At 42.2% G+C, this 24,614-nt stretch carries 25 protein-coding genes and 1 pseudogene; 16 read left to right on the top strand and 10 right to left on the bottom strand.

Annotation, left to right across the window (positions count from 1 at the left end; genetic code table 11):
- Positions 1–276 precede the first annotated feature (276 nt).
- From gltB to AC0T5Z_RS12235, 7 genes and pseudogenes are all read left to right on the top strand, one after another.
- A complete protein-coding gene (gene gltB / locus AC0T5Z_RS12265) occupies positions 277–4,752 on the top strand; it encodes a glutamate synthase large subunit (RefSeq protein WP_435336955.1) in 4,476 nt (1,491 codons plus the stop codon).
- Positions 4,753–4,842: 90 nt separating this feature from the next.
- Positions 4,843–6,264 (top strand): FAD-dependent oxidoreductase, encoded by a 1,422-nt coding sequence (locus tag AC0T5Z_RS12260; RefSeq protein ID WP_435336956.1) that lies wholly within the window; start codon positions 4,843–4,845, stop codon positions 6,262–6,264.
- A 291-nt stretch (positions 6,265–6,555) separates the two neighbouring features.
- Positions 6,556–7,146 (top strand): LemA family protein, encoded by a 591-nt coding sequence (locus AC0T5Z_RS12255; protein WP_291340466.1) that lies wholly within the window; start codon positions 6,556–6,558, stop codon positions 7,144–7,146.
- Between the two features lie 19 nt (positions 7,147–7,165).
- Positions 7,166–8,284 carry a TPM domain-containing protein gene (locus AC0T5Z_RS12250; RefSeq protein WP_435336957.1) on the top strand — a complete coding sequence of 373 codons (1,119 nt, stop codon included), beginning with the start codon at positions 7,166–7,168 and terminating at the stop codon, positions 8,282–8,284.
- Positions 8,278–8,838 (top strand): TPM domain-containing protein, encoded by a 561-nt coding sequence (locus tag AC0T5Z_RS12245; RefSeq protein WP_435336958.1) that lies wholly within the window; start codon positions 8,278–8,280, stop codon positions 8,836–8,838. The genes AC0T5Z_RS12250 and AC0T5Z_RS12245 overlap by 7 nt, the downstream gene beginning before the upstream one ends.
- Positions 8,839–9,435, top strand: a pseudogene (locus tag AC0T5Z_RS12240) (hypothetical protein); the annotation flags it as partial. It lies immediately after the preceding gene.
- A gap of 3 nt (positions 9,436–9,438) precedes the next feature.
- A complete protein-coding gene (locus AC0T5Z_RS12235; protein WP_435336959.1) occupies positions 9,439–9,795 on the top strand; it encodes a hypothetical protein in 357 nt (118 codons plus the stop codon).
- A gap of 14 nt (positions 9,796–9,809) precedes the next feature.
- On the opposite strand, the gene AC0T5Z_RS12230 is transcribed toward AC0T5Z_RS12235, so the two are convergent.
- Together AC0T5Z_RS12230 and AC0T5Z_RS12225 are read right to left on the bottom strand one after the other, a co-directional pair.
- A complete protein-coding gene (locus AC0T5Z_RS12230) occupies positions 9,810–10,283 on the bottom strand; it encodes a pilin (RefSeq protein ID WP_435336960.1) in 474 nt (157 codons plus the stop codon).
- Positions 10,284–10,634: 351 nt separating this feature from the next.
- Positions 10,635–10,889, bottom strand: a complete 255-nt coding sequence (locus AC0T5Z_RS12225; RefSeq protein ID WP_435336961.1) for a type II toxin-antitoxin system Phd/YefM family antitoxin — start codon at positions 10,887–10,889, stop codon at positions 10,635–10,637.
- A gap of 399 nt (positions 10,890–11,288) precedes the next feature.
- On the opposite strand from AC0T5Z_RS12225, the gene AC0T5Z_RS12220 reads away from it, so the two are divergent.
- A complete protein-coding gene (locus AC0T5Z_RS12220) occupies positions 11,289–12,920 on the top strand; it encodes a PglL family O-oligosaccharyltransferase (protein WP_435336962.1) in 1,632 nt (543 codons plus the stop codon).
- A 342-nt stretch (positions 12,921–13,262) separates the two neighbouring features.
- On the opposite strand, the gene AC0T5Z_RS12215 is transcribed toward AC0T5Z_RS12220, so the two are convergent.
- The gene (locus tag AC0T5Z_RS12215) at positions 13,263–13,571 is read right to left on the bottom strand and encodes an XRE family transcriptional regulator (protein ID WP_004809975.1); all 309 of its coding nucleotides are present in this window, start codon (positions 13,569–13,571) and stop codon (positions 13,263–13,265) included.
- Complete coding sequence (locus tag AC0T5Z_RS12210; RefSeq protein WP_004809973.1) at positions 13,571–13,930, bottom strand: type II toxin-antitoxin system RelE/ParE family toxin; 360 nt, start codon at positions 13,928–13,930, stop codon at positions 13,571–13,573. Before AC0T5Z_RS12210 ends, AC0T5Z_RS12215 begins: the two co-directional genes overlap by 1 nt.
- Before the next feature lie 441 nt (positions 13,931–14,371).
- On the opposite strand from AC0T5Z_RS12210, the gene AC0T5Z_RS12205 reads away from it, so the two are divergent.
- The 3 genes from AC0T5Z_RS12205 (at position 14,372) to AC0T5Z_RS12195 (ending at position 15,309) form a co-directional block, all read left to right on the top strand.
- Positions 14,372–14,611, top strand: coding sequence for a type II toxin-antitoxin system ParD family antitoxin (locus tag AC0T5Z_RS12205; RefSeq protein ID WP_004809971.1), 240 nt, complete (start codon positions 14,372–14,374; stop codon positions 14,609–14,611).
- A 105-nt stretch (positions 14,612–14,716) separates the two neighbouring features.
- The gene (locus AC0T5Z_RS12200; RefSeq protein WP_004809969.1) at positions 14,717–15,019 is read left to right on the top strand and encodes a type II toxin-antitoxin system RelE/ParE family toxin; all 303 of its coding nucleotides are present in this window, start codon (positions 14,717–14,719) and stop codon (positions 15,017–15,019) included.
- Positions 15,016–15,309 (top strand): addiction module antidote protein, encoded by a 294-nt coding sequence (locus AC0T5Z_RS12195; protein WP_004809966.1) that lies wholly within the window; start codon positions 15,016–15,018, stop codon positions 15,307–15,309. The genes AC0T5Z_RS12200 and AC0T5Z_RS12195 overlap by 4 nt, the downstream gene beginning before the upstream one ends.
- 149 nt (positions 15,310–15,458) lie before the next feature.
- Here AC0T5Z_RS12195 and bfr read toward each other — a convergent pair whose 3' ends face one another.
- The 6 genes from bfr to gmk all read right to left on the bottom strand — a co-directional run bounded on the left by bfr (position 15,459) and on the right by gmk (position 20,662).
- Positions 15,459–15,923, bottom strand: coding sequence for a heteropolymeric bacterioferritin subunit Bfr (bfr, locus tag AC0T5Z_RS12190; RefSeq protein WP_004809965.1), 465 nt, complete (start codon positions 15,921–15,923; stop codon positions 15,459–15,461).
- 558 nt (positions 15,924–16,481) lie between these two features.
- A complete protein-coding gene (locus AC0T5Z_RS12185) occupies positions 16,482–16,676 on the bottom strand; it encodes a bacterioferritin-associated ferredoxin (RefSeq protein WP_004809963.1) in 195 nt (64 codons plus the stop codon).
- Between the two features lie 172 nt (positions 16,677–16,848).
- A complete protein-coding gene (locus AC0T5Z_RS12180; RefSeq protein WP_004809961.1) occupies positions 16,849–17,232 on the bottom strand; it encodes a RidA family protein in 384 nt (127 codons plus the stop codon).
- A 123-nt stretch (positions 17,233–17,355) separates the two neighbouring features.
- Positions 17,356–19,458: a RelA/SpoT family protein gene (locus tag AC0T5Z_RS12175; protein ID WP_435336963.1), complete on the bottom strand. Its 2,103-nt coding sequence runs from the start codon at positions 19,456–19,458 to the stop codon at positions 17,356–17,358.
- A 222-nt stretch (positions 19,459–19,680) separates the two neighbouring features.
- A complete protein-coding gene (rpoZ, locus tag AC0T5Z_RS12170; protein ID WP_004896248.1) occupies positions 19,681–19,962 on the bottom strand; it encodes a DNA-directed RNA polymerase subunit omega in 282 nt (93 codons plus the stop codon).
- A gap of 76 nt (positions 19,963–20,038) precedes the next feature.
- Positions 20,039–20,662 (bottom strand): guanylate kinase, encoded by a 624-nt coding sequence (gmk, locus tag AC0T5Z_RS12165; protein ID WP_008303116.1) that lies wholly within the window; start codon positions 20,660–20,662, stop codon positions 20,039–20,041.
- A gap of 134 nt (positions 20,663–20,796) precedes the next feature.
- On the opposite strand from gmk, the gene ispH reads away from it, so the two are divergent.
- From ispH to AC0T5Z_RS12140, 5 genes are all read left to right on the top strand, one after another.
- Positions 20,797–21,747 (top strand): 4-hydroxy-3-methylbut-2-enyl diphosphate reductase, encoded by a 951-nt coding sequence (gene ispH / locus AC0T5Z_RS12160; RefSeq protein WP_180072788.1) that lies wholly within the window; start codon positions 20,797–20,799, stop codon positions 21,745–21,747.
- Between the two features lie 163 nt (positions 21,748–21,910).
- A complete protein-coding gene (locus AC0T5Z_RS12155; protein ID WP_435336964.1) occupies positions 21,911–22,354 on the top strand; it encodes a GspH/FimT family pseudopilin in 444 nt (147 codons plus the stop codon).
- Positions 22,351–22,857, top strand: coding sequence for a type IV pilus modification protein PilV (gene pilV / locus AC0T5Z_RS12150; protein WP_435336965.1), 507 nt, complete (start codon positions 22,351–22,353; stop codon positions 22,855–22,857). Before AC0T5Z_RS12155 ends, pilV begins: the two co-directional genes overlap by 4 nt.
- A 1-nt stretch (position 22,858) precedes the next feature.
- Entirely contained in the window at positions 22,859–23,833 is a 975-nt protein-coding gene (locus AC0T5Z_RS12145) for a PilW family protein (protein ID WP_435336966.1), read from the top strand.
- Positions 23,833–24,600, top strand: a complete 768-nt coding sequence (locus tag AC0T5Z_RS12140) for a pilus assembly protein PilX (RefSeq protein ID WP_435336967.1) — start codon at positions 23,833–23,835, stop codon at positions 24,598–24,600. The genes AC0T5Z_RS12145 and AC0T5Z_RS12140 overlap by 1 nt, the downstream gene beginning before the upstream one ends.
- The last annotated feature ends 14 nt before the right edge of the window (positions 24,601–24,614 follow it).

Below are 24,614 nucleotides of genomic sequence, written 5' to 3'. Positions count from 1 at the left end.
GAAATTTAGCTCATGGTTGAAGAAAAATAAAGTTGGCATTGTTTTTGCTTTTATTGGTGCGTGAATTGAGTTGTTGTCCCTATTTTGGCGCAAAAAATTCAATGATTGTGCGAAACTGTCAAATTTACCTGCTACATTCAAGTATAAAAGTTGCGTAAATGAGAGATAGGTCATTTACTCAAAGTTGATGTTTAGAGTTGTAAATTGAGTTAAATCGCAAAAACAGATTGTTTAATTGGCCCAATTGGGCAAGTAAAAGAAGGGTACGCTATGCACATGCCATCGCCTAATACTGTAGCTCCCACTCAAGGTTTATACCAACCAGATGAGTTTAAAGATAACTGTGGTTTCGGTTTAATTGCCCATATGCAGGGTGATGCAAGCCATGATCTCGTCAAGACTGCCATTCATAGTTTAAGTTGCATGACCCACCGTGGTGGTATTGCTGCAGACGGTAAAACGGGCGATGGATGTGGTTTGCTGTTGGCGATGCCAAAGCAATTTTTCCGCGAAGAAGCAAAACGCTTAAGTGACATTACCCTCAGTGAAATTTTTGCCGTGGGTACGGTTTTTCTGAACCTTGATCCTGCTTTGGCTGTTCATGCTAAAAATATTTTGACTAAAGAAATTGAAGCGGAAGGCTGTAAAGTTTTAGCTTGGCGGGTGGTGCCCACCAATAATGACGCATTGGGCGAAATCGCCATGCAGTCTTTGCCTGCGTTTGAGCAAATTATTGTCAATTGCCCATTGGGTGTGACTGAAGTTGAATTTAACCGCAAATTATTCTTGGCGCGTCGTCGTGCCGAGCAGCAATTGACTGCCGATCCATATTTTTATGTGACCACGCTATGTTCAACCGTGATCAGCTATAAAGGCTTGATGATGCCTGCAGCGATTGCAGACTTCTATACCGACCTTGCCGATGAACGTTTGGCATCACATATTGTGGTGTTCCACCAGCGTTTCTCGACCAACACTTTGCCACGTTGGCCGTTGGCGCAGCCATTCCGTTACTTGGCACACAATGGTGAAATCAACACCATTACCGCCAACCGTAACTGGGCGATGGCACGTACCCCTAAATTTGAAAATCCATTATTGCCAGGTTTGACAGAGCTAAACCCAATTGTAAACCGTACAGGTTCAGACTCCTCTAGCTTAGACAACATGCTGGAAATTCTGGTGGGTGGCGGAATGGATTTATTTCGTGCCTTGCGCATGTTGGTTCCGCCTGCATGGCAGAACGTCGAAACAATTGATGCCGATTTACGCGCCTTCTATGAATTTAACTCTAAACATATGGAAGCATGGGATGGTCCTGCAGGTTTGGTGATTCAGGATGGTCGACATGCCATCTGTATGCTAGACCGTAATGGCTTACGTCCTGCACGTTGGGTGATCACTAAAAACGGCTACATTACTTTGGCCTCTGAAATTGGGGTGTGGGGTTATGAGCCTGAAGATGTAATTTCTAAAGGACGTGTTGGCCCAGGTCAAATTTTGGTGGTGGACACCTTTACAGGCAAAGTGCTCGATACGCAGGATGTAAATAACCATCTGAAAAGAATGCGTCCTTACCGTGAATGGTTACGTGAAAATTCAATCCGTTTACAAGGTAGCCCAGAGCTTGAAGAATATTTGTGTGATCAGGGTTTAAAAGGTGATGCCTTAAAAGCCGCACAAAAAATGTTTATGGTGACCTTTGAAGAGCGTGATCAATTATTGCGTCCAATTGCAGAAAGTGGTCAAGAAGCCGTGGGTTCTATGGGTGACGATACGCCAATGGCAGTATTGTCGCGTCAGGTACGCCATGTGTCGGATTATTTCCGTCAGCAGTTTGCACAGGTGACCAATCCACCGATTGATCCATTGCGTGAATCGATCGTGATGTCGTTGGAAACTTGTTTAGGTCGTGAACAAAACGTATTTGAGCAAGGCCCAGAACATGCAGACCGCTTGATTATTTCAAGCCCTGTACTGACCAATTCCAAAATGCATCAGATTCGCACTTTGGGTCGGAAAGGCTATGAAATTGCCGACATCGACCTGAACTATGCTGAAAATGAAGGTTTACAAGCTGCGATTCAACGGATTTGTGAAACTGCTGCACAAGCGGTGCGTGAGGGTAAAACTTTATTGGTACTCACCGATAAAAAAATCCGTGAAGGTCATTTACCGGCCAATGCAGTCATGGTGACTGGTGCTGTGCATCACCACTTAATTCAAGTCGGTTTACGTACCGATGCCAACATTATTGTGGAAACAGGTTTTGCTCGTGATCCGCACCAATTTGCAGTATTGCTTGGTTTTGGTGCAACCGCAGTGTACCCATATTTGGCTTATGATGTGATCAATGACTTGATTGCCAAAGGTGAGTTATTGGGCGACCCTGTTTATGCACAAAGCAATTTCCGCAAAGGCATTGAAAAAGGCTTGCTTAAAGTCTTATCCAAAATGGGCATTTCAACTGTTGCCTCTTACCGTGGTGGTCAGTTGTTTGAAGCGGTGGGTTTGTCTGCTGAAGTGGTGAATATTTGTTTTATTGGTGTGCCAAGCCGTATTCAGGGGGCTACCTTTGCCGACCTTGAAAACGATCAGAAAAAGTTGGCAGACGCGGCATGGAAATCGCGTAAGCCAATTGATCAGGGTGGTTTGCTGAAATTTGTATTTGGCAAGGAATATCATGCCTTTAACCCAGATGTGATCAATGCTTTACATAAAGCGGTGCGTTCAGGCAATTACGCAGATTTTAAAGAATATGCAGAAATCGTGAACAATCGCCCTATTGCGACCATTCGTGATCTATTCAAATTAAAAACAGACCATTCCATTCCCTTAGATCAAGTGGAATCGGTTGAGCAAATCCTGCCACGTTTTGACTCTGCGGGGATGTCTTTGGGTGCGTTATCGCCAGAAGCACATGAAGCGATTGCGATAGCCATGAATACCATTGGTGGACGTTCAAACTCAGGTGAGGGCGGTGAAGACCCTGCACGTTATGGCACGATTCGTAACTCGAAAATCAAACAGATTGCTTCGGGACGTTTTGGGGTAACCCCTGCTTACTTAACCTCTGCAGAAGTGTTGCAGATTAAAGTGGCACAGGGTGCAAAACCAGGCGAGGGTGGTCAGTTACCAGGCGGTAAAGTGAATGGGTTGATTGCACGGTTACGTTATTCTGTGCCAGGTGTAACTTTGATTTCACCACCACCACACCACGATATTTATTCGATTGAAGACTTGTCACAATTGATTTTTGATTTAAAACAAGTCAATCCACAAGCCATGGTATCAGTCAAGTTGGTATCTGAACCAGGTGTTGGGACCATTGCAGCAGGTGTAGCCAAAGCCTATGCCGACTTCATTACCATCTCGGGCTATGATGGCGGTACAGCAGCATCGCCACTGTCATCTATTCACCATGCAGGTTCGCCATGGGAATTAGGTTTAAGCGAGGCGCACCAAGCTTTACGTGTGAATGACCTACGTGGCAAAGTTCGTGTGCAAACCGATGGTGGCTTAAAAACTGGTTTAGATGTGGTGAAAGCGGCAATTTTAGGTGCGGAGAGCTTCGGCTTTGGTTCAACCCCAATGATTGCCTTGGGTTGTAAATACTTACGTATTTGCCACTTAAATAACTGCGCAACAGGGGTAGCGACTCAACAAGATCATTTGCGTCAGGAACACTATATTGGTGAACCACAAATGCTGATCAACTTCTTCACTTTCATTGCGGAAGAAACCCGTGAATGGTTAGCCGCATTGGGTGTGGCGAGCTTAAAAGACTTGATTGGCCGTACCGACTTGCTGGAAATTTTACCGGGTGAAACTGAAAAACATGCGCACTTGGATTTAAGTGCCTTGTTAGAATCACACCCTGCAGCAGAAGGCAAAGCGCAATACTGTCAGGTTGAAGGCAATGCGCCATTTGACAAAGGCATCTTGGCTGAAAAAATGATTGCAGAGATGTTGCCTGCAATTGAAGCAGGTACAGGGGGCGATTATTACTTTAATGTGAGCAACTGTGACCGTTCAATTGGTGCGCGTATTTCAGGTGAAATTGCGCGTCGTTATGGTAACTTGAGCATGGAACATCATCCTGTCAAATTGAACCTTACGGGTACAGCGGGACAATCTTTAGGTGTTTGGAATGCAGGTGGTTTGCATATCAAACTTGAAGGCGATGCCAATGACTATGTGGGTAAAGGCATGGCGGGGGGGCGTATTTCCATCTTCCCACCAAAAGGTTCGCCTTTCCAAACGCAGAATACTGCCATTATTGGTAATACCTGTCTCTATGGTGCAACCGGTGGTAAATTATTTGCTGCAGGTACGGCAGGTGAGCGTTTTGCGGTGCGTAACTCAGGTGCTTTCGCTGTGATTGAAGGAGCAGGCGACCATTGCTGTGAATATATGACAGGCGGGATTGTAACGGTATTGGGCAAAGTGGGACATAACTTCGGTGCGGGCATGACCGGTGGTTTTGCCTATGTACTGGACTTAGATAATGACTTCGTTGACCATTACAACCATGAACTGATTGAGCTGAATCGTATTTCGACTGAAGCGATGGAAGAACATAAAGAGTTCTTGTGCCGTATTTTAGATGAACATATTAAAGAAACAGGCAGTGCGTGGGCATATAAAATCCGCCATGAGTTTGATTTCTATAGCCGTAAATTCTGGCTGGTAAAACCAAAAGCTGCCAACTTGCAGACTTTGTTGAAAACCACCCAAGCAGATCCACAATAATCCACGACTCACATTCGGCAGATGTGGATAACTTTAGACTTATACCCAGTGTAAATGTCGCGTTATCCACATCCCCCTACGGAGAAAGACATGGCAGAACGCCTACATAATGACTTTCAATTTCTGGATGTAGCACGCCAAGATCCAGAGAAAAAAGATCTCGATGTCCGCAAAAATGAGTTTGTGGAAATTTATAAACCGTTTACTGCAGAAGTGGCGGCTAATCAGACCCATCGTTGTTTGGGCTGTGGTAACCCCTACTGTGAATGGAAATGCCCTGTGCATAACTACATTCCGAATTGGCTCAAACTAATTTCGGAAGGCCGTGTTTTTCAGGCGGCAGAATTGTGTCATCAAACCAATACGTTGCCTGAAGTTTGTGGACGGGTTTGTCCACAAGACCGTTTGTGTGAAGGTGCATGTACCTTAAATGATGGTTTTGGTGCAGTGACCATTGGCAATGCTGAAAAGTACATCAACGATACGGCTTTTGCCTTGGGTTGGCGTCCAGACATGTCGCATGTGAAATGGACCGATAAAAAAGTGGCGATTATTGGTGCAGGCCCTGCAGGTTTGGGCTGTGCCGATATTTTGGTGCGTAATGGCGTCAAACCAGTGGTCTTTGACAAACGCCCTGAAATTGGTGGCTTGCTCACCTTTGGTATTCCAGAATTTAAAATGGAAAAAGATGTGATGAAACGCCGCCGAGAAATTTTCTCGGGCATGGGGGTTGAATTCCGTTTAAATACTGAAATTGGTACAGATATCAGCATTGAACAACTGCTTGCAGATTACGATGCGGTATTCATGGGCATGGGCACTTACACCTATATGAAAGGTGGCTTTGCAGGCGAAGATTTAGATGGCGTTTATGATGCACTGGATTTCTTGATTGCTAATGTCAACCGTTGCCAAGGCTGGGAAAAAGACCCTGCAGACTACATTAGCGTTGAAGGCAAAAAAGTGATTGTACTGGGTGGTGGAGATACTGCCATGGACTGTAACCGTACTTCTATTCGTCAAGGTGCGCAGCAAGTCACTTGTGCCTATCGTCGTGATGAAGCCAATATGCCAGGTTCACGCCGTGAAGTGACCAACGCCCGTGAAGAAGGGGTGAATTTCTTATTTAATCGTCAACCCATTGAAATTATTGGTGAAAATGGCAAAGTCACTGGTGTTAAAGTGGTGACCACGCAATTGGGTGAGCCAGACAGCCGTGGTCGTCGTAGTCCAGAGCCTGTTCCAGGTTCAGAAGAAGTTTTAGCTGCCGATGCAGTATTACTTGCTTTTGGTTTCCGTGCCAGCCCTGCAGATTGGTTTGCCTCTGCCAATGTTGGAGTAGACGGTTCAGGTCGTGTAGTGGCAGCAGAACAGCAAACATTTAAGTTCCAAACGTCTAACCCGAAAATTTTTGCAGGGGGCGATATGGTGCGTGGTTCTGATTTGGTCGTGACTGCAATTTGGGAAGGTCGTCAGGCGGCAGAAGGTATTTTAGATTATTTAGATGTCTAAACGAGTTTGTTTTGCTTAGATCTTGAAAGGGCTGAGTTTTAAGGAATTCAGTCCTTTTTTATTGGATATTTTATCCAGCTCATCTTCTTGTGGAAAATATTGCCATCCTTGATTCATATAAGGTTTAAGAGCTGAAACTTCAATATCAATTCAATCTGCTGTTCAAGGTTTTTGTTTGATGTAACCAGTCTGCTGATATCTCCGATTAAACAAAATACACAAACAGGTCAGAATTTCACGTTAGAATGATATCATTTCAAACAAATACAAAGAAAATTTAGAGGATAATCTATGAATTTCACAAAAAAAACCATGCTTGCAGTGGCTTTAAGCAGTACCTTGACTTTAAGCGGTTGTGGCTATAACACCTTACAAGTGAAAGATGAAGCCGTAACAGCGGCTTGGTCAGAAGTCCAAAACCAATATCAACGCCGTGCCGATTTAGTGCCAAATTTGGTGAATGTGGTCAAAGGCTATGCCAAACATGAAGAACAAGTCTTGACTGAAGTCACTCAGGCACGTGCCAATGTCGCAGGCTTAAAAGTGGATAAGTCGGTATTGGAAGACCCTGCGTTATTCCAGAAATATCAGGAAGCACAGGCGCAAATGACCAGTGCCTTGTCGCGTTTAATTGCCGTGTCTGAAAACTATCCAGACTTAAAAGCCAATGAGCAATTCCGTGAGTTACAAGTACAACTAGAAGGCACAGAAAACCGTATTGCCGTGGCGCGTAACCGTTACATCAGCACAGTGCAAGACTTTAACAGCTATGCACGCCAGTTCCCGCAAGTAATGACCGCCAAAGTGATTGGCATGGACACCAAACCAAACTTCAGTGCCGAGCAAAGCGCACAAACAGCACCGAAAGTTTCGTTTGAATAACGCCTAGGAGGATGTCTGGATGCTGCAATCGCACAGCAAGACCCGCATAAATCTAGTGCAGATGCTGCTGCTCATGGCAGTTATGTGTTTCAGCTGCTTGGCATATAGTGAAGTTGCCACCGCAACCGATGAAACTGCCGAAGCTGTGGTGCTAGGTAAAATTGTGCAGCAACAGCATCCTCAAAGTGCAAACCCTATTCCTGATCTTACAAATTCACGTCAGCCTACATCTACCACTCAGCAAGCACCTGTAGAAACACCCGTTCAGCAACCGCAAATTGCCAATGATATGGCAGAGGGTGAATCCATCCGTGCTTTGCCGACCTTGAATCAGCCCGTGGTCGATCAAGCCAATTTGCTCACTGCTGCAGAAAAACAGCAAATCAGCCAGCGGATTTTAAATTTACATCAACAAGCCAAAGCACAAATTGGGGTGGTGATTGTACCGACCACAGGGCAGGAGGATATTTTTGATTTTGCCATGCGGGTCGCAGAACAATGGCAGCTTGGTTCTGCCAAGCAAGATAATGGTGTGTTGATGGCAATTGCAGTCAATGACCGCCGAATTCAAATTTTAACAGGTTATGGTTTAGAGGGTGTGCTGCCCGATATTGTGGTCAGTCGTATTATTAACCAACGCATTACGCCGTATTTTAAACAAGCGCAATATGCACAAGGCATAGATGCAGGCGTGGCAGAAATTGAACGGATTTTAAACCTAGACCCCGAAGTTGCTGCACAGGCGGCGCAAGAACTGAAGCAACGTCAGGAACAAGCCCTGCAAGAACAACAGGCGCGTGAAAAAACCTTGAGCAGCGCTTTATTTATTTTAATTGCAGGGGTGATTGGCTCGCTTATTGTCGGAAAACGCTTAAGTGCTTCAACCGCTGCCGTAGCAGGAACAGTGGCAGGTTTAGTCAATGGTGTCGGCTTAATCACCAGTTTAATGATTGGCGCGGGAATTTTCTTTTTACTCATCACTGCCATTGCACAGACCATTTTCCAAATTTTCTTGTCCTCTGCAGGGCGTGGAGGCGGACGTGGTGGCGGTGGTTTTGGCGGCGGCGGTTTGGGTGGCGGTGGCTATAGCGGCGGAGGCGGTGGCTTTGGTGGGGGAGGAGCATCAGGATCATGGTAACCACAACAGATACAACAGAAATTATTACTCAACCGAAAATGGAGATTGCAGCGCGTCCGAGTGTAAAGCGTTGGCTGAAGCATTTCTTTTATTTACCTGCCACTAAACGTTTTTTTAATGCGCAGGATCAACATGCAATTGCAGAAGCGGTGACTGTTGCCGAGCATGGGCATGTGGGTGAAATTCAGGTGGTGATTGAAGGTTGTTTACCCTCGCGGTTGGCGTATGCGGTAGATACGCATACCCGTGCACGCCAATTATTTGCAGAATTGGGTGTTTGGGATACTGAACTAAACAGCGGCGTTTTGCTGTACCTGAATTTGTGTGAACGCAAAGTAGAAATTGTGATTGACCGTGGCATTAAAACAGCAACCACGCAACAGGTGTGGGATGATGTCTGTACACATATTGTGCAGGGTTTGGCACAGCAGCAATATCGGCAAGCGGTAATCACAGGCGTGCAAGAAATTGGTGAAATTTTGGATGTGTTTTATGACCGCCAGCTGCTAGATCAGCAAAATGAATTGGGCAATGCGCCGATTATTTTGGGCTGATTTGGCGCTTGTTCAGGAGTTATTGGTTTAGGTGTTTTGTCAGTCCAATTCAAGCATCTAACAGAGTCTTAGACATTGTATTGCCGTAATAATGCGGTATTTGCTCCAAATATTTTAGCCGGTGATAGCCAAAAGGAATTTATACAAGAGCTGGAATATCAGCGTTTAGTGCATTCTTATGCGCAATTTGAAGAGGGTGTGATTAATAGCTCTAGTAAGCTATTTGGTGGTGCAGGAACCTATTTGCAGCTACAAAAAGACCGCGATCAATTACTCACAGTATTTCCAAACCGTGATGAAACCATCAAGCGTATGAAAAAAGGGGAAATTGCTTACAAACCGAGTCTTTTGGGTGCTTATACTAATCCTGATGCTTGCGAAAAAATTTCATTTACTGCGATTACCAGTTGTTTGAGTTGTGCCCATGCTGTGTTTGACGCAACAAGTGCTGAAAAAATGCCAAAAGCGGTTCAGCAACTACAACGACAGCGAGATATGCAAGTACAGAACAGTCTGCTATACGCGCAAATGGACAATGAGATTTTGGCTTTAAACAAAATGATTCAAAAAATTAGAACGATTAATATTGAGGTGTAAAATATGAGTGCACTTAATGATTATTACGCTGCTTTAGAGCGATTAAAAGCCAACAAACCAGAGGTTCTGCCTAAAGGTTCTGCAATTAATAACGACACTGTAGCACTTGAAGCAGGGCGTAAACGGGGTTCAATTAAAAAGAGCCGTCATGCAGCACTGGTGGAGGCAATTGAGCAAGCAGTACAGGAAGTGGGGCAAAATGTTCTTTCGCCTGCACAACGGATTAAGCAGGCTAAAACTAAGACCAAAGCTGTGAAAAGTGCTTATGAGCAGCTTGAGGAAGATTATGAAAAACTGCTCGAAAAGTTTAATTCACTATTGTTAGAAAATTTTGAATTAAAAAAAACGCATCAAATTTGATGCGTTTATTTAATTTATTGTTGGCAACTTGTTGGTAAACGTGCTTTATCAATTTCCTTGCCTGTTAAAGGTGCACAAGTCCATTTAGAGATTTGATTACTACCTGTAAGAGTAGGGGTTAATGTAAATCCTTTTCCAGAGTTTGCACCTGCATCGAATTCAATATTAATCACACCGCCATTAGTAACAGTAACTTTACCTGCACTGAAGTATTTACCAGCTAAAGCTTTAGCAGCTGAATCAATAGAAGCTGCTGCCCCTGGCGGGGTAGAACTTGCAGTCAAATCTGCTGTATTTGGTGCTCTGTTATATTCATTAACAAATACACCAATATCTGCTTGTAAACCAGTTGTTGCTTTTAAGCCTTCAGATGCTTGAGCACGACCAGTATAGTTAGAGTAAGCAGGGATCGCAATTGCAGCTAAAATACCAATAATAGCGACCACAATCATCAGCTCGATCAATGTAAAACCTTTCTGTGCGTTCATAACATTCTCCACAAATGTTGTTAATTTAATTATAAGCTTTGTAAGCTATTTTAATAGTAGCACTAAACGTGCCAACTTTTATTATAGACAGTTTACACAGAAAAACAGCATCTTATACATAAAAAAATTCAGACTATAAATTTCACTGTATATTTTTGTTAAAAAGTGACAATTATTGTCAGGTTGAATTGTGAGTATTAGACAAACATTGTCATTGTGTGATTTGTATCACGTATTTGTCGTTTCTTTCTTTTTGGGTGTTGTGATGTCGTTCTTTATGTTGGAGTCTATCGCTGAAATTTTCTGGGTATAGGAGGGTGCTATTTCTGCCATTGTAAGTGCATCTCAATCTCACTCTTTACTGAGTTTATGACACGTTGTTTCAGTTGCTTCAATTTGCGCGATTGAATCGCGTAACCGTTTTGCATTGGCAGGACTTTTGAGTAGGTACGCTGTTTCTTTAAAGGCATGACAATCATCTAGACTTATTATCACCACGGCTTGTTTATCTTCTCTATTAATAAGTACGAGTGAATGATCGTCTATAACGTAATCGAGTATATCCGCTAAACTGTCTTGCAGCTCAGCACATGTAATGACTTTCATTTCTGCTCCTTAAAAATTTTCTTTATCTAAAAGCTGGGTAGCCTGTTTTAATCGGGTAGGGACCTTTTTTTGAGTTTGACATACTTAAACAAATTGCTCGAACTGAGCATGACTTAACTGAATATGAGAGTGTTCTTGTAAAACTTGTGGTGCGTGATTTTTGAATAAAATAAAAAAACTCGGTGAGTGTAGCGTAACCCAGACTGCAAGCATCATCAAAATAGTAGACCTCAGACCGTGGCAATAACATCTTGAGTAAAAAATGGGGAATTTCAGTATTCCCCATGCGATTATCCCATTTTAAAACTGGCAGAATTCCAATCAAACTTGCCACACAAAGCACTATCATCTTGCCTAAAAAAATATAAGATAGGGCCAGTTTTTTGGTCTATTTTTTCTATGAAATCTGCATTGCTACTTTTGGCTGCCATCCTCATCTCCCTTGCATGGCTATTGCCCATTCACTACCGCCCGTGGGTCACTTATACAGGTGAACTTTATGCATTTTTTGCCCTGTTTGCTCTCGCAGCCAGCCTGTTTAAAGCAAAATCACAAATACCAAAAATCAGCCTGCCCTTACTGGCACTGTGCAGTGTTCCACTCATTCAGTGGAGTTTAGGCTTAGTCTATTTCTTTGACAAAGCCTTGCTCAGCAGTGTGTATATCTTCAGTTTTTGGTTGGCAATTATTTTTGGCTACAACCTCACGCAAAATAACAGCGAACGTGAACGCATCTTTACAGGTTTTAGTTATGTGCTGCTTGGCGTGGGAAGTATTACCGCATTCATGGCAATTTGTCAGTGGCTCACACTCGATCAATACCTGCCAATGATGGTGGATATTAAAATTGGACAACGCCCTTATGCCAATTTCGCCCAACCGAATAATATGGCGACCTTTTTGGTGATGTCGCTTATGGCATGTTTATATTTATATGAAAAACAAAAACTCAAAACTGTGTGGATTGTGATTGCTGCTGCCATGATTTTGGTTGGTGTGGTACTGAGTCAATCACGGACTTCATGGTTGGCGTCGCTGTGTCTCTTGATCTATTTGAGCTATCAACAATACCGTGGCGTGATGCGGATTAAATGGCGCTATAGCTTACTGTGGTTTGCCGCATTTATCGGGTTAATTTTTATCGCACCTGCTTTTAGTCAATTGCTTTCACAAAGTGCAGACCTTTCGGTGCAATCTCGTGATGTGGTACAACGCGCTACAGGTGATATGTCGCGCTTAGCAATTTGGCAGCAAATGCTCGCTGCGATTGAACATCAACCGTGGTGGGGCTATGGTTGGCATCAAACCAGTGTGGCGTATGTCACGATTAGCGAAATTGTGCAAGGTCCTGTGTGGATTCGTAGCGCACACAATTTTATTTTAGACTTTTTACTTTGGAATGGTGTGATACTCGGCGTGCCATTTTTGGCGTATCTGGGCTATTGGGGTTACCAGTTGCATAAATATACCCAGTCGGCGGAATCGGTTGTGGGGATTTTAATGGTCGGTGCATTTAGCGTACATGCCATGCTGGAATTCCCACAAAACTATGCCTACTTCTTGCTGCCTGTAGGTTTTATTATCGGCATGGTTCAATCACAACTGGTGTTCAAAAGCTTCACTTTATCTGCAATTTATTTACGCAGTACTTTTGTACTTGGCGCATTGTTGTTGATGTTGATTTATCGTGATTATGAGGTGATGGTGCCTAAATTGAATCAGTCGGTACGCTATGAACAAACGCCTGAAAAAATTACCAATCAAGAGCGTATTTTTGTACTGGAAGAATTTAACCGTCGCATTGCGTGGATTCGTTTAAATCCGTATAGCCTACAAACGCCTGAACAGTTGCAGGATATTCATGAAATGGTGTTGAATTATCCAACCCGTTACGATTTATTGAAATATGCACGCGTATTAGCATTTAACGGTTATGAAGCAGAAGCCAAAAAGCAATTATGGTTGTTAAGCACTTTATGGCAGGTCAATGTAGATTATACGACTTTATTGGATGAGGCCGCGTCACGCTGATTTAAGTATTCTATTTAAAAAAATATGCTTGTGTGGCTTCCCCCTTTGAAAAAGGTGAGCCATATATGGCGCAAGGAGGGGGATTCAAAAAATATAAGCCAAATATGGTGAAAATCCCTCCTAACCTCCCTTTAAAAAAGGGGGGAACATTCATCATAAAATTTATTTATTGTGCAAACATGCTTTTCAAGCTTCCCCCTTTATCAAAGGGGGATTGAGGGGGATTGAGGGGGATTGAGGGGGATTTGAAAAAGGTGAGCCATGTATGGTGCAAGGAGGCGGATTCAAAAACTCATGCCTCAAGGAGAAGTCCTTCTTGTAGATGAGAGTTCAGAGCATAAACTAAATTTCTGAAAAATTCGTGATTTTTACTGTGCCATCGGGAAAGCGTGCAATCACTTCTAATTGACCTCCCATTGCTTCAATATGGCTGCGTAAAGTAGAAACATACATATCGGTACGCTTTTCTAATTTTGCAATTGCAGGTTGTTGAACGTTAAGTAAATCGGCCATGACTTTTTGTGATAGCCCGCGTGCTTGACGTAACTCTTGCAAAGGCATTTCACTCATGTGCTGTTGAGCAAGTTGGTGTGCTTGTTGTTGGGAGTCGGCAGACATTTTTGCACGTAGAGCAGTAAATTTTTTTGCCATTAGATTAAACCCTCTTTTTTCAATTGATTAAGATGATCATCATATAGACGCTCTGCAATAGGGATATTGATCTCATACCAACGGTCATCGCCAGTTTTATCACCAGCAATCAGTAAAATTGCGGTACGTCTTGGGTCAAAAGCGTACAAGGTACGAAGTGGGCGACCTTGATGTTGCGTTCTTAATTCTCTCAGGTGATCGTACTTTTGCGTACCATGAATTCCACTGCTATGTGGGAATTTTAGATTTGGACCAAAAGTTTCAAGAAGTTCTACTGAAGCAGCAATTGATATTTGCTCTTGCTCTGTCAGAGTTTCCCACCATTGTTCAAACTCATCGGTATATTCGACATCCCACATGATTTATTATACTCTTTATATTCCATTGATGGAATGTTGTTGTGTTAGATAAAAGACAATTTCAACTCAGCCTGATTTTGAATCATCTTGCTGTGGTAAATGGTTGATTTTTTTGTATAAATATTTGTTTTACATTGTTTTTATTTATTTTCTTGAAATATAGATATTACCAAGCTCATGCAGACTTATAAGAAGAACTCAGCCTGACGACTATACAAAAATTATATTAACAAGCGCGTTAAATATCGTCAATTGACTAAGGCATCGCTAAGGTTGAAGATACCAATGTTGAAAATCTCTCCCAAGCTCTCTTTAAAAAAGAGAGGGGTATTCATTATGAAATTGATTTCATGTGTGAAATTGAAGTAGCGTTGAAATTTTGCTCAGATAAAGGCATTTATGTTAGAACTGTATGATCTATTTATACAATAAGGCATGCTAATGGCGAGAACTACGAGTGTAACAATTGACCCACAACTCGATGACTTTATGAGCAAACTGATTGAATCTGGATGTTATGGTTCAACCAGCGAAGTGATGCGATCTGCATTAAGATTATTGGAACAGCAAGAAAATCAAACTGTAGCTTTGAAGCGAGCGATTGAAGCAGGCGAGAATAGTGGCGAAAGTACACTCAGCCTAAAAGATATCGCGGCTCAAGTGAAGCAGAAGTATCAATAGCGTATTTTTATGTGAAGCGTTGCGCATTTTTGCAATTAGCTAAGCTCTATTGAGCTAGACAACAAAAATAAACTTCTTAAACTGTAAACTATAGATTACAATTAAATGTATAAAATTATAACCACTCAATCTTATGCTGCATGGTTTGACTCATTAAAAGACACGCAAGCGAAGGCACGTATTAATGCTCGTTTGCGTCGGGTAGAACTGGGAAATTTGGGTGATACTTCACCTGTTGGTGATTATGTATCTGAATTGAGATTTTTCTTTGGTCCTGGCTACCGTATTTATTTCATGCAGCATGGGAGTGAAATTTTGCTCTTGCTCGCAGGTGGAGATAAATCTACACAGCAAAATGATATTCGTACAGCACTGAAACTGGCAAAAGAAATACGAGGTGAAGCATGATTGTTGAGTTAAAAAAATGGGACATACAGGATCATCTTAAAACTGATGAAGATAGACAGGCTTATCTTGAAGCGGCTTTAGAAGAGGCGGGGGATGATCCTGTATATATTGCGCATATTTTGGGTGATATTGCTAAATCGTATGGCATGACTAAACTTGCACAAGAAACGGGTTTAAGCCGCGAAGGGCTATATAAGTCTTTTGGAAAACAGGGAAATCCTAGTTTTGTGACGGTGAGTAAAGTGGCAAATGCATTGGGTTTAAAATTGACGTTCCAGCAAATATCATAAGTTCAAAGAATCCCAGCGGATGAATCTTTATCTCTTACTTTAAAAGCATGATTCAATCATGACCTAAGATGAACTAAAAACCTCTACCAAACCCTAAAAACAAAAGACTGGAAAAACCAGTCTTTTGTGCGATTGAAGCGAGATGAATCTTAGAGTTGGCTTTGAATATAGTTTTCAATGCCTACAGTTTCAACCAAATCAAGCTGTGTCGTTGCCCAGTCGAGATACTCTTCTTCTTTCTCTAGAATTTCCTGAACCAAATCACGAGTTACATAGTCCAGTTGTTGTTCTGCCAAAACGACGGCTTTTTGAATCGCTTCAATATTTTCTTGGACTTTACGCACATCACATTTCAACACTTCAGCCGTATGCTGACCGATATATAATTTGCCTAAATGTTGTAAATTTGGCAGCCCTTCTAAAAATAAAATACGTTCAATAATTTTGTCAGCATGTTTCATTTGACGAATCGACTCTTTATATTCAGCCGAGCCGAGTTGTTCAATGCCCCAATCATTAAACATACGTGAATGCAAAAAATATTGGTTAATTGCAGTCAGGTGATGATACAAAACTTGGTTGAGTTGATTAATCACATCACGATTGCCTTTCATTGCAGCACTCCATCAACAATTTCTGCCTTAAACAGCTTAAGGCAATCTATATTTGTATCTTAAACAAGACTGGGCAAAATGGCGAGTGATTTAGGGGCTATTTATATTTCATAAATGGATTGCGCTGTAGGCTAAAACTGAGCATGAGACGTATACGTCGTAAAGCATGAAACGCAGGGAATAGCGAGACTATTGCCAAGTTTCATAACGCAATCTGAGAAAGTTTTAGCCACATGAGCAAGAACAAAGCACTGCTTTGTTTGCTGCGCAAGGGGACAAGCATATTTTTTTCTGCTATTGCGTTATGTGCCAGTCATTTAGAATGACTAAATTTCCTGTCCCATGCCTTATATCAGCTAAAAAATATGCGTAGTCGCAAACATAGATGAAGTATAAATAGACCCCAGACCGCAAATGAAAATCGCAATCAAAAACAATTAGCTAGGTGGTGTGAAGAAATGTAAGCCAATAAAAACCCGCTGTAGTCGAAAGCGGGAGAGGAAACACTGAGTATAAATTATAATATTTAAATGTGGGGAGAGCAATAAAACGTCAGCTTTAGGCAGCTACGGCAAGACGAGATGCAATTTGTGCAATTTCATCGCTAATGATAGCGCGAGTTTCAGGTGCACAGCGACCACAACACGTGCCCAAGTCAAACATATCGCGAATTTCACGATAGCTCTCTGCACCATTGGCAACGGCTTCTTTAATGTCTTGATCTGTAATACCACGGCATAAGCAAACGTACATGAATGCAACCACAATAATTGAAATAAGATAAGAGTTATTATTGATAATTATTATCGTTTGTCAATAAAAATCATTTGAAAAGTCATTTATTGTAATTGAGTTTTTGAATTAAAAAATGCCACTCAATAGGTGGCATCGTTTATTAGTTTTTAAGTATATGAATAATAATGACTTATGAATTGATAATCACCACGCCATCCATTTCAACTAAAGCACCTTTAGGCAAGCTAGCCACACCTAAGGCTGCACGCGCAGGGTATGGTTGTGCAAAGTATTCGCCCATAATTTGGTTGACTAATTGAAAGTGTGATAAATCCGTCAGGAAAATATTCAGCTTGGCAATATCGGCCAAAGAACCGCCCGCCGCTTCACAAACGGCTTTTAAGTTATCAAACACACGGCGAATTTGCGCTTCAATGCCTTCTACCAATTCCATGCTGTATGGGTCTAAACCAATTTGACCTGATAAATAAACAGTATTGCCCACTAAAATGGCTTGAGAGTAAGTACCAATTGCTGCAGGTGCATTTTCAGTATGGATGACTTGGCGAGACATTGATTTCTCCTAAAATAATGTATGAACATCATAGACCATCCGACTGCATTTCAGTAGCCTGATGAGTCTATAATGCAAAATCGGTGAAGGTGCGGCACAGTCAAACTATGTAGCCACATTAAATTAACAAGCTTTGGCTTCTTCTGCGATGCTGATGGGGCGCGCTAAACGGCTAATTCGTGGGAAACCGAAGTGCATACGCAAATCACGAATAATTTTGGCAATTTGCTTACGGTTATTCACTACAATATTCACATAGGTTTTGCCATCGTGGCTGCGTACCATTTCTACTCCCGTTTTGGCCTTACGACATTGATAGATCAAATCGGAAATTTGTTCGTCATTCATATCCATATCAATGCTGAGATAAGCCGTAAAACTCACGTCATCTACATCTTCCGAAGTCCATTGTAGCGGCATGATATTTTCAGGATGTTGATGTTGCTCATGCAGTAAGTTGTTGCAACGCGCACGATGCACAATCAAGCCACGGCGTGACAAGTTACCCTGAATCGGATCGCCCAGTACAGGGTTGCAACAGTGCGCATATTTCACGTCAATGCCTTCTGTGCCCTGAATCAGACGGTCAGAATGTTCGCTGCTGTCCTGATCGAGTGCGTAAATGTGATTTGCCACCAACTGTGGCAATAAATCTCCGACTGCAATCTGTTCGAACAGGCGTTCTTTGCTGTCGATATGACGCCATTGCAACACATTTAACCAATCTGCTTCGGTCAAGTCTTGAATCGAGTGATTAAATAATTTCAGCGCACGGTTAAGCGCTTGCTGACCCACCAAGCGCTGCTCTTCAATATCTTGATCACGCAGAATATTCTGTAAGGCTCGACGGGCTTTTTGGGTATTAATGAAGCTCAACCAATCTGGGTTGGGTGTGGCTAAAACATCGGTGATGATTTCGACCACTTGCCCGCTGGTGAGTGGTGTGGAAAGTGGTTTGCTTTCACCATTAATTTTTGTACCGACGGCATGGTTACCTAAGAACAAACTGGCTGCATAGGCAAAGTCAACTGCGGTGGCACCTTGGGGCAATTCATGTAAATGTCCGTGCGGGGTATAAACATGAATTTTCTCTTGGTGTAGATAATCCAGTAAATCGCTAAATGTAGTTTTAGCGCATTCACCATCAATCAACACGTTCAAGCTTTGCATAGAGGCTTGAATGGCAGAACGGCAGGCTTGTGGTGCGTTTTCACCCAAGACTACGCCAAAACGTGCGGCTTTACGCATCAATTCAGTTTGAATGGTAAGTGATAAGGTGGTTTGTTCACCTTTTAGCCGCATCATGAGCGATTGGTTACCGCCTGGCAGTGGGCGACGGATATGATCTTCATAATGCAAGACCTGAAAGCTGTCACGTAAAATATCGGCCAAACGGTCACAGTCGGCAATGCTTTGTAAAATAATTTCAAAGGCGTGGCTGTGGGTCAGTTCTTGTAGATCAATATCGTTTTTAACAAAGTGGCGCAGTAATTCAATATTGTTATTTTTCTTTTTAATCCGGCCTGTAATTTGATTATTTTGCAGCAGGTCGGCAAGGTTTTTTTCCCATTTAGACTGGTATTCGCAGCGTTTTGGCTTGGTTTGCAAAAGGGCGGCTTGCACATCGTTATACATATCTAAATCTAGGTTTTGATAACACAGATGTTCAAGGTTATCCGCCATTTCATTCATACCCACGATACGTGCCATCGGTACAAACACATCAAAAGTTTCTTGGGCGATGCGTGCGCGTTTGTCTGGTCGCAGCGCATCTAATGTGGTCATGTTGTGATAACGGTCTGCCAGTTTCACAATAATGACACGTGGATCCTGTAAGGTTGCTTGCAGAATTTTACGGAACGAAGCGGCTTTGTTGTATTCCTTGTCGCTCGAATGGCTAAGCTTGGTTACACCATCGACCAGTTCGGCAACGGTACGTCCGAATTTTTCTGTGATGTCATCTTTGCTGTAGTCGGTATCTTCTATGACATCGTGCAATAGCGCAGCAATGAGCGTGTCGGCATCCAAACGCATGTGTGCCAAAATACAACTCACCGCAATCGGGTGTAACACATACGGTTCACCACTTTTACGGGTCACGCCATCATGCGCATGTTCAGCATAATCGCAAGCCGTAAGCACCTGTTCGACATCACTTACACTTAGGTAAGGTTCGATCATGGCTTGAAGCTGTTGTTTGGCTTGGCTGACCATCGTGCCTGGCATATAACACCCTTTAAAATACAAGTGATAACGAATCTACAGTTAGACCTTATAATGAAAAGCATATTGCATGACTTGTCAATTTTTTTCATGCCAAAATAGTGATAAATTTGGCACTAATAAACAGGGTCTTACTCCTTATGTTATAATGGTTTTTAGCGCAAGATTAAAGTTCAGACAACAAAAAAGCCTAGTAAAATACTAGGCTTTTTCAGAAAGTGGTTCTTATTGGAAAGAAAAACCATCTAAATTCAAGTTATTTGCTGAAAGTGCGAGGTCAAGACTTGAAGTTTGATAGTCTTGATCACGTTGTTTCAAAATGTCTTTAGACACATGACCCACAGCAATTTCACGTAATGCCACTACAGTTGGCTTGTCATTGTCCCACTCTACAGTTGGCTCAATGCCTTGACGTGCCAATTGACGCGCGCGCTTGCTTGCCACTAGTACAAGCTCAAAGCGGTTGTCTACATGGTCTAAACAATCTTCAACGGTAACGCGTGCCATAAGAATTCTCGTTCGAATAGTAAATTTAAACAGACTGTGCAGTATAAGGTGCTTTGCCTATAGACTCAAGTTTTAATCACGCGCTGGGTGGGCTAATTAACTTTTGAATCAAGGCTTGATGACGATGTGCCTGCTGCGCTGTCACCAAACGATTGGCAATAATCACTGCTTCTAAATCGTGCAAGGCTTTATTAAAGTCATCATTAATAATCAGATAGTCAAAATTGACATATTGCTGCATGTCTTCTACTGCGCAGCCCAAACGATGCTCAATCACATCGACTGCATCGGTGCCACGGTTAGACAAGCGCTCACGTAAATCAAACTGACTTGGTGGAAGAATAAAAATTTGCTTCGATTCAGGAAAAAGATTGCGTACTTGTTGAGCACCTTGCCAGTCAATTTCCAGTAACACATCGTGACCTTTGGCTAACTGCTCTTTAACCGTTGCTTGCGCGGTGCCGTAATAATTGCCAAACACTTCAGCATACTCAATAAAACCGCCTTGTTTTACCAAGTCGATAAAATCTTGTTTTTGTGTGAAGTGATAATGCACACCATCGAGTTCGCCGGGACGTTGACCGCGTGTTGTGTGAGAAACTGAAACGTGTAAATTATTCACACGCTCAAGCAGGGCTTTAACGAGGGATGTTTTGCCTGTTCCTGAAGCGGCAGAAACGACAAACAATAGACCCGACATGATATTTTTCCTGATATGATAAAATATCTTCTCTATTTTAGAGTAGGCGCCCCTTAAACAAAATAGCCAAGATGGCTTTTGTTGGCATAAATTTTTAAACATCCCACCTATTTAACTTCAACATAGAGGGTTCTATGGAAATTGTATTGGCGAATCCACGTGGTTTTTGTGCAGGTGTAGACCGAGCAATTGCGATTGTAAATCGTGCCCTTGAGTGTTTTAACCCACCTATATATGTACGTCACGAAGTGGTACACAATAAATTTGTGGTGGACGACTTGCGTCAGCGCGGGGCAATTTTTGTTGATGAGCTAGATGAAGTGCCAGATGACAACATTGTGATTTTTAGTGCGCATGGCGTATCTAAAGCAGTACAACAAGAAGCAGAGCGTCGTGGTTTAAAAGTGTTTGATGCGACTTGTCCATTGGTCACCAAAGTGCATATTGAGGTGACTAAGTATGCGCGTGAAGGCACCGAAGCTATTTTAATTGGGCATGAAGGCCACCCAGAAGTTGAAGGTACGATGGGACAGTACGACAAGAAAAATGGTGGTGAAATTTATTTGGTAGAAGATGAGGATGATGTGGCTGCACTTGCGGTTCAGCATCCAGATAAAGTGGCTTTTGTGACGCAAACAACTTTGTCGATTGATGACACTGCCAAAGTGATTGATGCCTTGCGCCAAAAATATCCGAATATTCAGGGACCACGCAAAGACGATATTTGTTATGCCACCCAAAACCGTCAAGATGCTGTACGTGACTTGGCCAGTCAGTGTGATGTAGTGTTGGTGGTGGGTTCTCCAAATTCCTCGAATTCAAACCGTTTACGTGAGTTAGCCGAACGCATGGGGAAACAAGCCTACTTGGTGGATAATGCCGATGAATTAAACCAAGCATGGTTTAAAGCAAATACAAAAATTGGTGTAACTGCGGGCGCATCTGCACCTGAAATTTTAATTAAACAGGTGATTCAACGCTTACAGGATTGGGGTGCAACAGCACCTGAAGAGCTGGCTGGACGTGAAGAAAATATTACCTTTAGTTTGCCCAAAGAGTTACGTATTCCTGTAACACAGGCCTAAACTGCGAAGCATATTAAATTTTAAAAAAGTTATTAAAAATAGGCAGATAACCGTTGAATGATGGTTATCTGCTTTTTTATGCCTTTTATCCTGAAGTGTGAGGGTTTTGTAAAGTTGTTGGTTACTATTTTTAATAGGGCAAAGTTTGTGTCTTGGGGGGAGTATGCGAAAAAAAGAAAACGGGTTCACCTTAATTGAGTTGATGGTGACGATTGCGGTGATGGCGATTATCGCAATGATTGCTGTGCCTTCTTTCAGCAATATGTTGCTAAAGCAAAACTTAAAAAAAAGTACGCAAGAGTTAGCCAATGTACTGGTTCAAGCAAGGTCAAAAGCAGCATTAGAGCGTAGGGAAGTTACTGTGCAACTAAATACTTCAGCGGTTGCTGATTCTTTGACGCAATTAAATTGGATGCCAGAAGGTAAAGCAGTGTTGAAAACTGGTTCACCAACAAGTATTACATTTTTAGCTACCGGTTTAATTAAGAGTGCAACAGCGGATACGTCTTTTACTATCTGTGAGAAGGCATCTGGTGAATTATCAAGAACTGTGAGTATTTCGAGAATGGGCACCATTCAGCAGATTACTGAGGGAACATGCTCATGAAAATAATAATGTCGAGTCAAAAGGGTGTTGGTTTAATTGAGATTTTAGTGGCTTTGCTGCTCTTGGCAATTGGGATTTTAGGATTTGTTGCATTGCAATATCGGGCTGTAGAGGCAACATCTGAAGCAATAAATCGCGTTCAAGCGATCAATATTGCGCGCGACTTAGCGGAGCGAATTCGAGCAAATCGCGATGGACTGGCTGCCTATAAAGCCCAAACTGCTACTGCAGCGAATCAGGTTGCATACAATACAAACTGTATGACCAATGCGTGCAGTACTGCAGATTTGGCTGATTTTGATGTGTCTCAAGTCACAGGGAAAGCGGCCGACTTGGGGATGACAGTTAACATATTGTCTTGTGCTGGTAATAATGATGGTCGAAATTGCTTGTATGTTGCTTGGGGAGATACCAGTGCGACGGATGGTACTGGTAGTGGCGACTGTACCAATGGGACTTCCTATAATCCTAGCTCGACCTGTGTAATTATGGAGACCTATTAAAATGAAGAAAAAACAAATAGGTTTTACTTTAATTGAGCTCATGATTTCTTTAGCGTTGGGGCTGATCGTGGTCGCGGCTTCAATCCTATTGTTTTTAACTGGGCAAAAAGGCGTCGCGATGCAAAAAGGAGTATCTGAGCTACAAGATAATGCGAATTTTGGACTAAATTATATTACTAAGGATATTCGCTTAACCAATTTAAATGTCAAAGAAGCCGCAATTAATGATCAAACACCCTATGGTGGCGTGGTTTTAAGCTCATCGAATACAGAACCCAAAAGCAATGTATATCTGTCCTCTGCGGCACTTGATGCTAATCTGATTTCGAAAGGTAATTTAACCAGTAATGTTGTGGATAGTGGTGGTACAGCGATAAGTAGTGACCAGTTAGTAATCCAGTATTTACCTCAATACACTTTAGACAATAAAAATACGCCTACAGATGAGACCGATGATGAACTGGTCGGTGGCTTTGACTGTGAAGGACAAGAGCTACGCTTTAGTAAATCCGCGGGTCTGCATATGGTGGTGCAGCGCTATTTCTTAAGAACAGATAACAATAAAGCAAGTAACGAAGGCTCTCCTTTGGCGTTGGCTTGTGATGCAGGTTATTACGCTTTAAATACTCCAAATACTATAGTGGGATATGGAGGTTCTGGTGAAATTATTATGAAACGGGTGGATTATTTTAGGGTGCTGCTAGGCGTGCAATTTGCAAATGGCACACATCGCTATCTTCCAATAGATTCATACCTAGCATTAACTGCACCACGCCCAAGAATAGTATCGATTCAGTTGGGTGCTCTGACTCGATCCACACAATCAATAGGTGGCGATAGTGTTATTAAGGCTAATCAAACATTTCAGGTTTTAGATCAAGCTGTAAAGTTAAAAACTATGTCTGATCCAAAATATATTCGTAAGGTGGTTTCACAAACGATTGCATTACGCAATGCACTTGGGGAGCGAGAATAATGAAAACAAAACAAGAAGGTGCGACATTAATTGTTGTTCTAATTCTATTGGTCATTATTACTGTGATTGGGACATTAGCCATCCGAAGTAGTTTGACCGCCTTGAATATTGCCACGAGTAGCCAAGCACAGCAGTTGTTGGTACAAAACTCCGATTCTGCAATTTTTAATGTTGAAGACCCTGATCTTATTGAAAGAAACACGGCCTATGATGGATTATTTGGTTTGGTAAAAAGCGATGCCAATAAGGGTAAGGAGTTGGTGTTTTGCTATCGAGGCACAGCAAGCACCTTTTATGACTTTTCTAGGGTGAGCTTTATGCAATGGGTATCGGGAACAGATCCAAATAACAGCGAGTTAGGTATAGATGGTTATTGTAAGATGGATAGCAGTAATAATTTCTTTACCAGTGGTCGTAAAGCGGTCATGACTCAAGTTTCAATTAAGGTGAATACCGATGCCTCAAGTAATTTAGATCGGGCATTCGAACATATGCAAAGAGGAACCGACGCGGAGTCTGCCAAGATTGATAAGTCAGAAAAAATATTGGTTACTGCGACTTCAATTGTACCTTCAATGAGCACAGCAAACGATACAGATATTAATAATTGTTTTTCTACACACATGAATCAGGTGGTCATTCCGAGTGGTGTGACACCTGCCACAGGCATGAATAAAAGTGTGTCGCAATGTTTGCAAGATTTGGGTGTGCCAGTAAATACGCAAATTGCCGAATACAACTTAACGCAAGCTTTTGACCGTACTTAATGTTGAGGGATTAA

Source organism: Acinetobacter pengchengensis (assembly GCF_982235305.1).
This window is presented reverse-complemented; position numbering and strand designations above follow the sequence as displayed.

Bases quoted from the DNA above. Each gene is read 5' to 3' on its own strand.
- gltB (WP_435336955.1), top strand. From the start codon at position 277: ATGCCATCGCCTAATACTGTAGCTCCCACTCAAGGTTTATACCAACCA.
- AC0T5Z_RS12260 (WP_435336956.1), top strand. From the start codon at position 4,843: ATGGCAGAACGCCTACATAATGACTTTCAATTTCTGGATGTAGCACGC.
- AC0T5Z_RS12255 (WP_291340466.1), top strand. From the start codon at position 6,556: ATGAATTTCACAAAAAAAACCATGCTTGCAGTGGCTTTAAGCAGTACC.
- AC0T5Z_RS12250 (WP_435336957.1), top strand. From the start codon at position 7,166: ATGCTGCAATCGCACAGCAAGACCCGCATAAATCTAGTGCAGATGCTG.
- AC0T5Z_RS12245 (WP_435336958.1), top strand. From the start codon at position 8,278: ATGGTAACCACAACAGATACAACAGAAATTATTACTCAACCGAAAATG.
- AC0T5Z_RS12235 (WP_435336959.1), top strand. From the start codon at position 9,439: ATGAGTGCACTTAATGATTATTACGCTGCTTTAGAGCGATTAAAAGCC.
- AC0T5Z_RS12230 (WP_435336960.1), bottom strand. From the start codon at position 10,283: ATGAACGCACAGAAAGGTTTTACATTGATCGAGCTGATGATTGTGGTC.
- AC0T5Z_RS12225 (WP_435336961.1), bottom strand. From the start codon at position 10,889: ATGAAAGTCATTACATGTGCTGAGCTGCAAGACAGTTTAGCGGATATA.
- AC0T5Z_RS12220 (WP_435336962.1), top strand. From the start codon at position 11,289: ATGAAATCTGCATTGCTACTTTTGGCTGCCATCCTCATCTCCCTTGCA.
- AC0T5Z_RS12215 (WP_004809975.1), bottom strand. From the start codon at position 13,571: ATGGCAAAAAAATTTACTGCTCTACGTGCAAAAATGTCTGCCGACTCC.
- AC0T5Z_RS12210 (WP_004809973.1), bottom strand. From the start codon at position 13,930: ATGTGGGATGTCGAATATACCGATGAGTTTGAACAATGGTGGGAAACT.
- AC0T5Z_RS12205 (WP_004809971.1), top strand. From the start codon at position 14,372: ATGGCGAGAACTACGAGTGTAACAATTGACCCACAACTCGATGACTTT.
- AC0T5Z_RS12200 (WP_004809969.1), top strand. From the start codon at position 14,717: ATGTATAAAATTATAACCACTCAATCTTATGCTGCATGGTTTGACTCA.
- AC0T5Z_RS12195 (WP_004809966.1), top strand. From the start codon at position 15,016: ATGATTGTTGAGTTAAAAAAATGGGACATACAGGATCATCTTAAAACT.
- bfr (WP_004809965.1), bottom strand. From the start codon at position 15,923: ATGAAAGGCAATCGTGATGTGATTAATCAACTCAACCAAGTTTTGTAT.
- AC0T5Z_RS12185 (WP_004809963.1), bottom strand. From the start codon at position 16,676: ATGTACGTTTGCTTATGCCGTGGTATTACAGATCAAGACATTAAAGAA.
- AC0T5Z_RS12180 (WP_004809961.1), bottom strand. From the start codon at position 17,232: ATGTCTCGCCAAGTCATCCATACTGAAAATGCACCTGCAGCAATTGGT.
- AC0T5Z_RS12175 (WP_435336963.1), bottom strand. From the start codon at position 19,458: ATGCCAGGCACGATGGTCAGCCAAGCCAAACAACAGCTTCAAGCCATG.
- rpoZ (WP_004896248.1), bottom strand. From the start codon at position 19,962: ATGGCACGCGTTACCGTTGAAGATTGTTTAGACCATGTAGACAACCGC.
- gmk (WP_008303116.1), bottom strand. From the start codon at position 20,662: ATGTCGGGTCTATTGTTTGTCGTTTCTGCCGCTTCAGGAACAGGCAAA.
- ispH (WP_180072788.1), top strand. From the start codon at position 20,797: ATGGAAATTGTATTGGCGAATCCACGTGGTTTTTGTGCAGGTGTAGAC.
- AC0T5Z_RS12155 (WP_435336964.1), top strand. From the start codon at position 21,911: ATGCGAAAAAAAGAAAACGGGTTCACCTTAATTGAGTTGATGGTGACG.
- pilV (WP_435336965.1), top strand. From the start codon at position 22,351: ATGAAAATAATAATGTCGAGTCAAAAGGGTGTTGGTTTAATTGAGATT.
- AC0T5Z_RS12145 (WP_435336966.1), top strand. From the start codon at position 22,859: ATGAAGAAAAAACAAATAGGTTTTACTTTAATTGAGCTCATGATTTCT.
- AC0T5Z_RS12140 (WP_435336967.1), top strand. From the start codon at position 23,833: ATGAAAACAAAACAAGAAGGTGCGACATTAATTGTTGTTCTAATTCTA.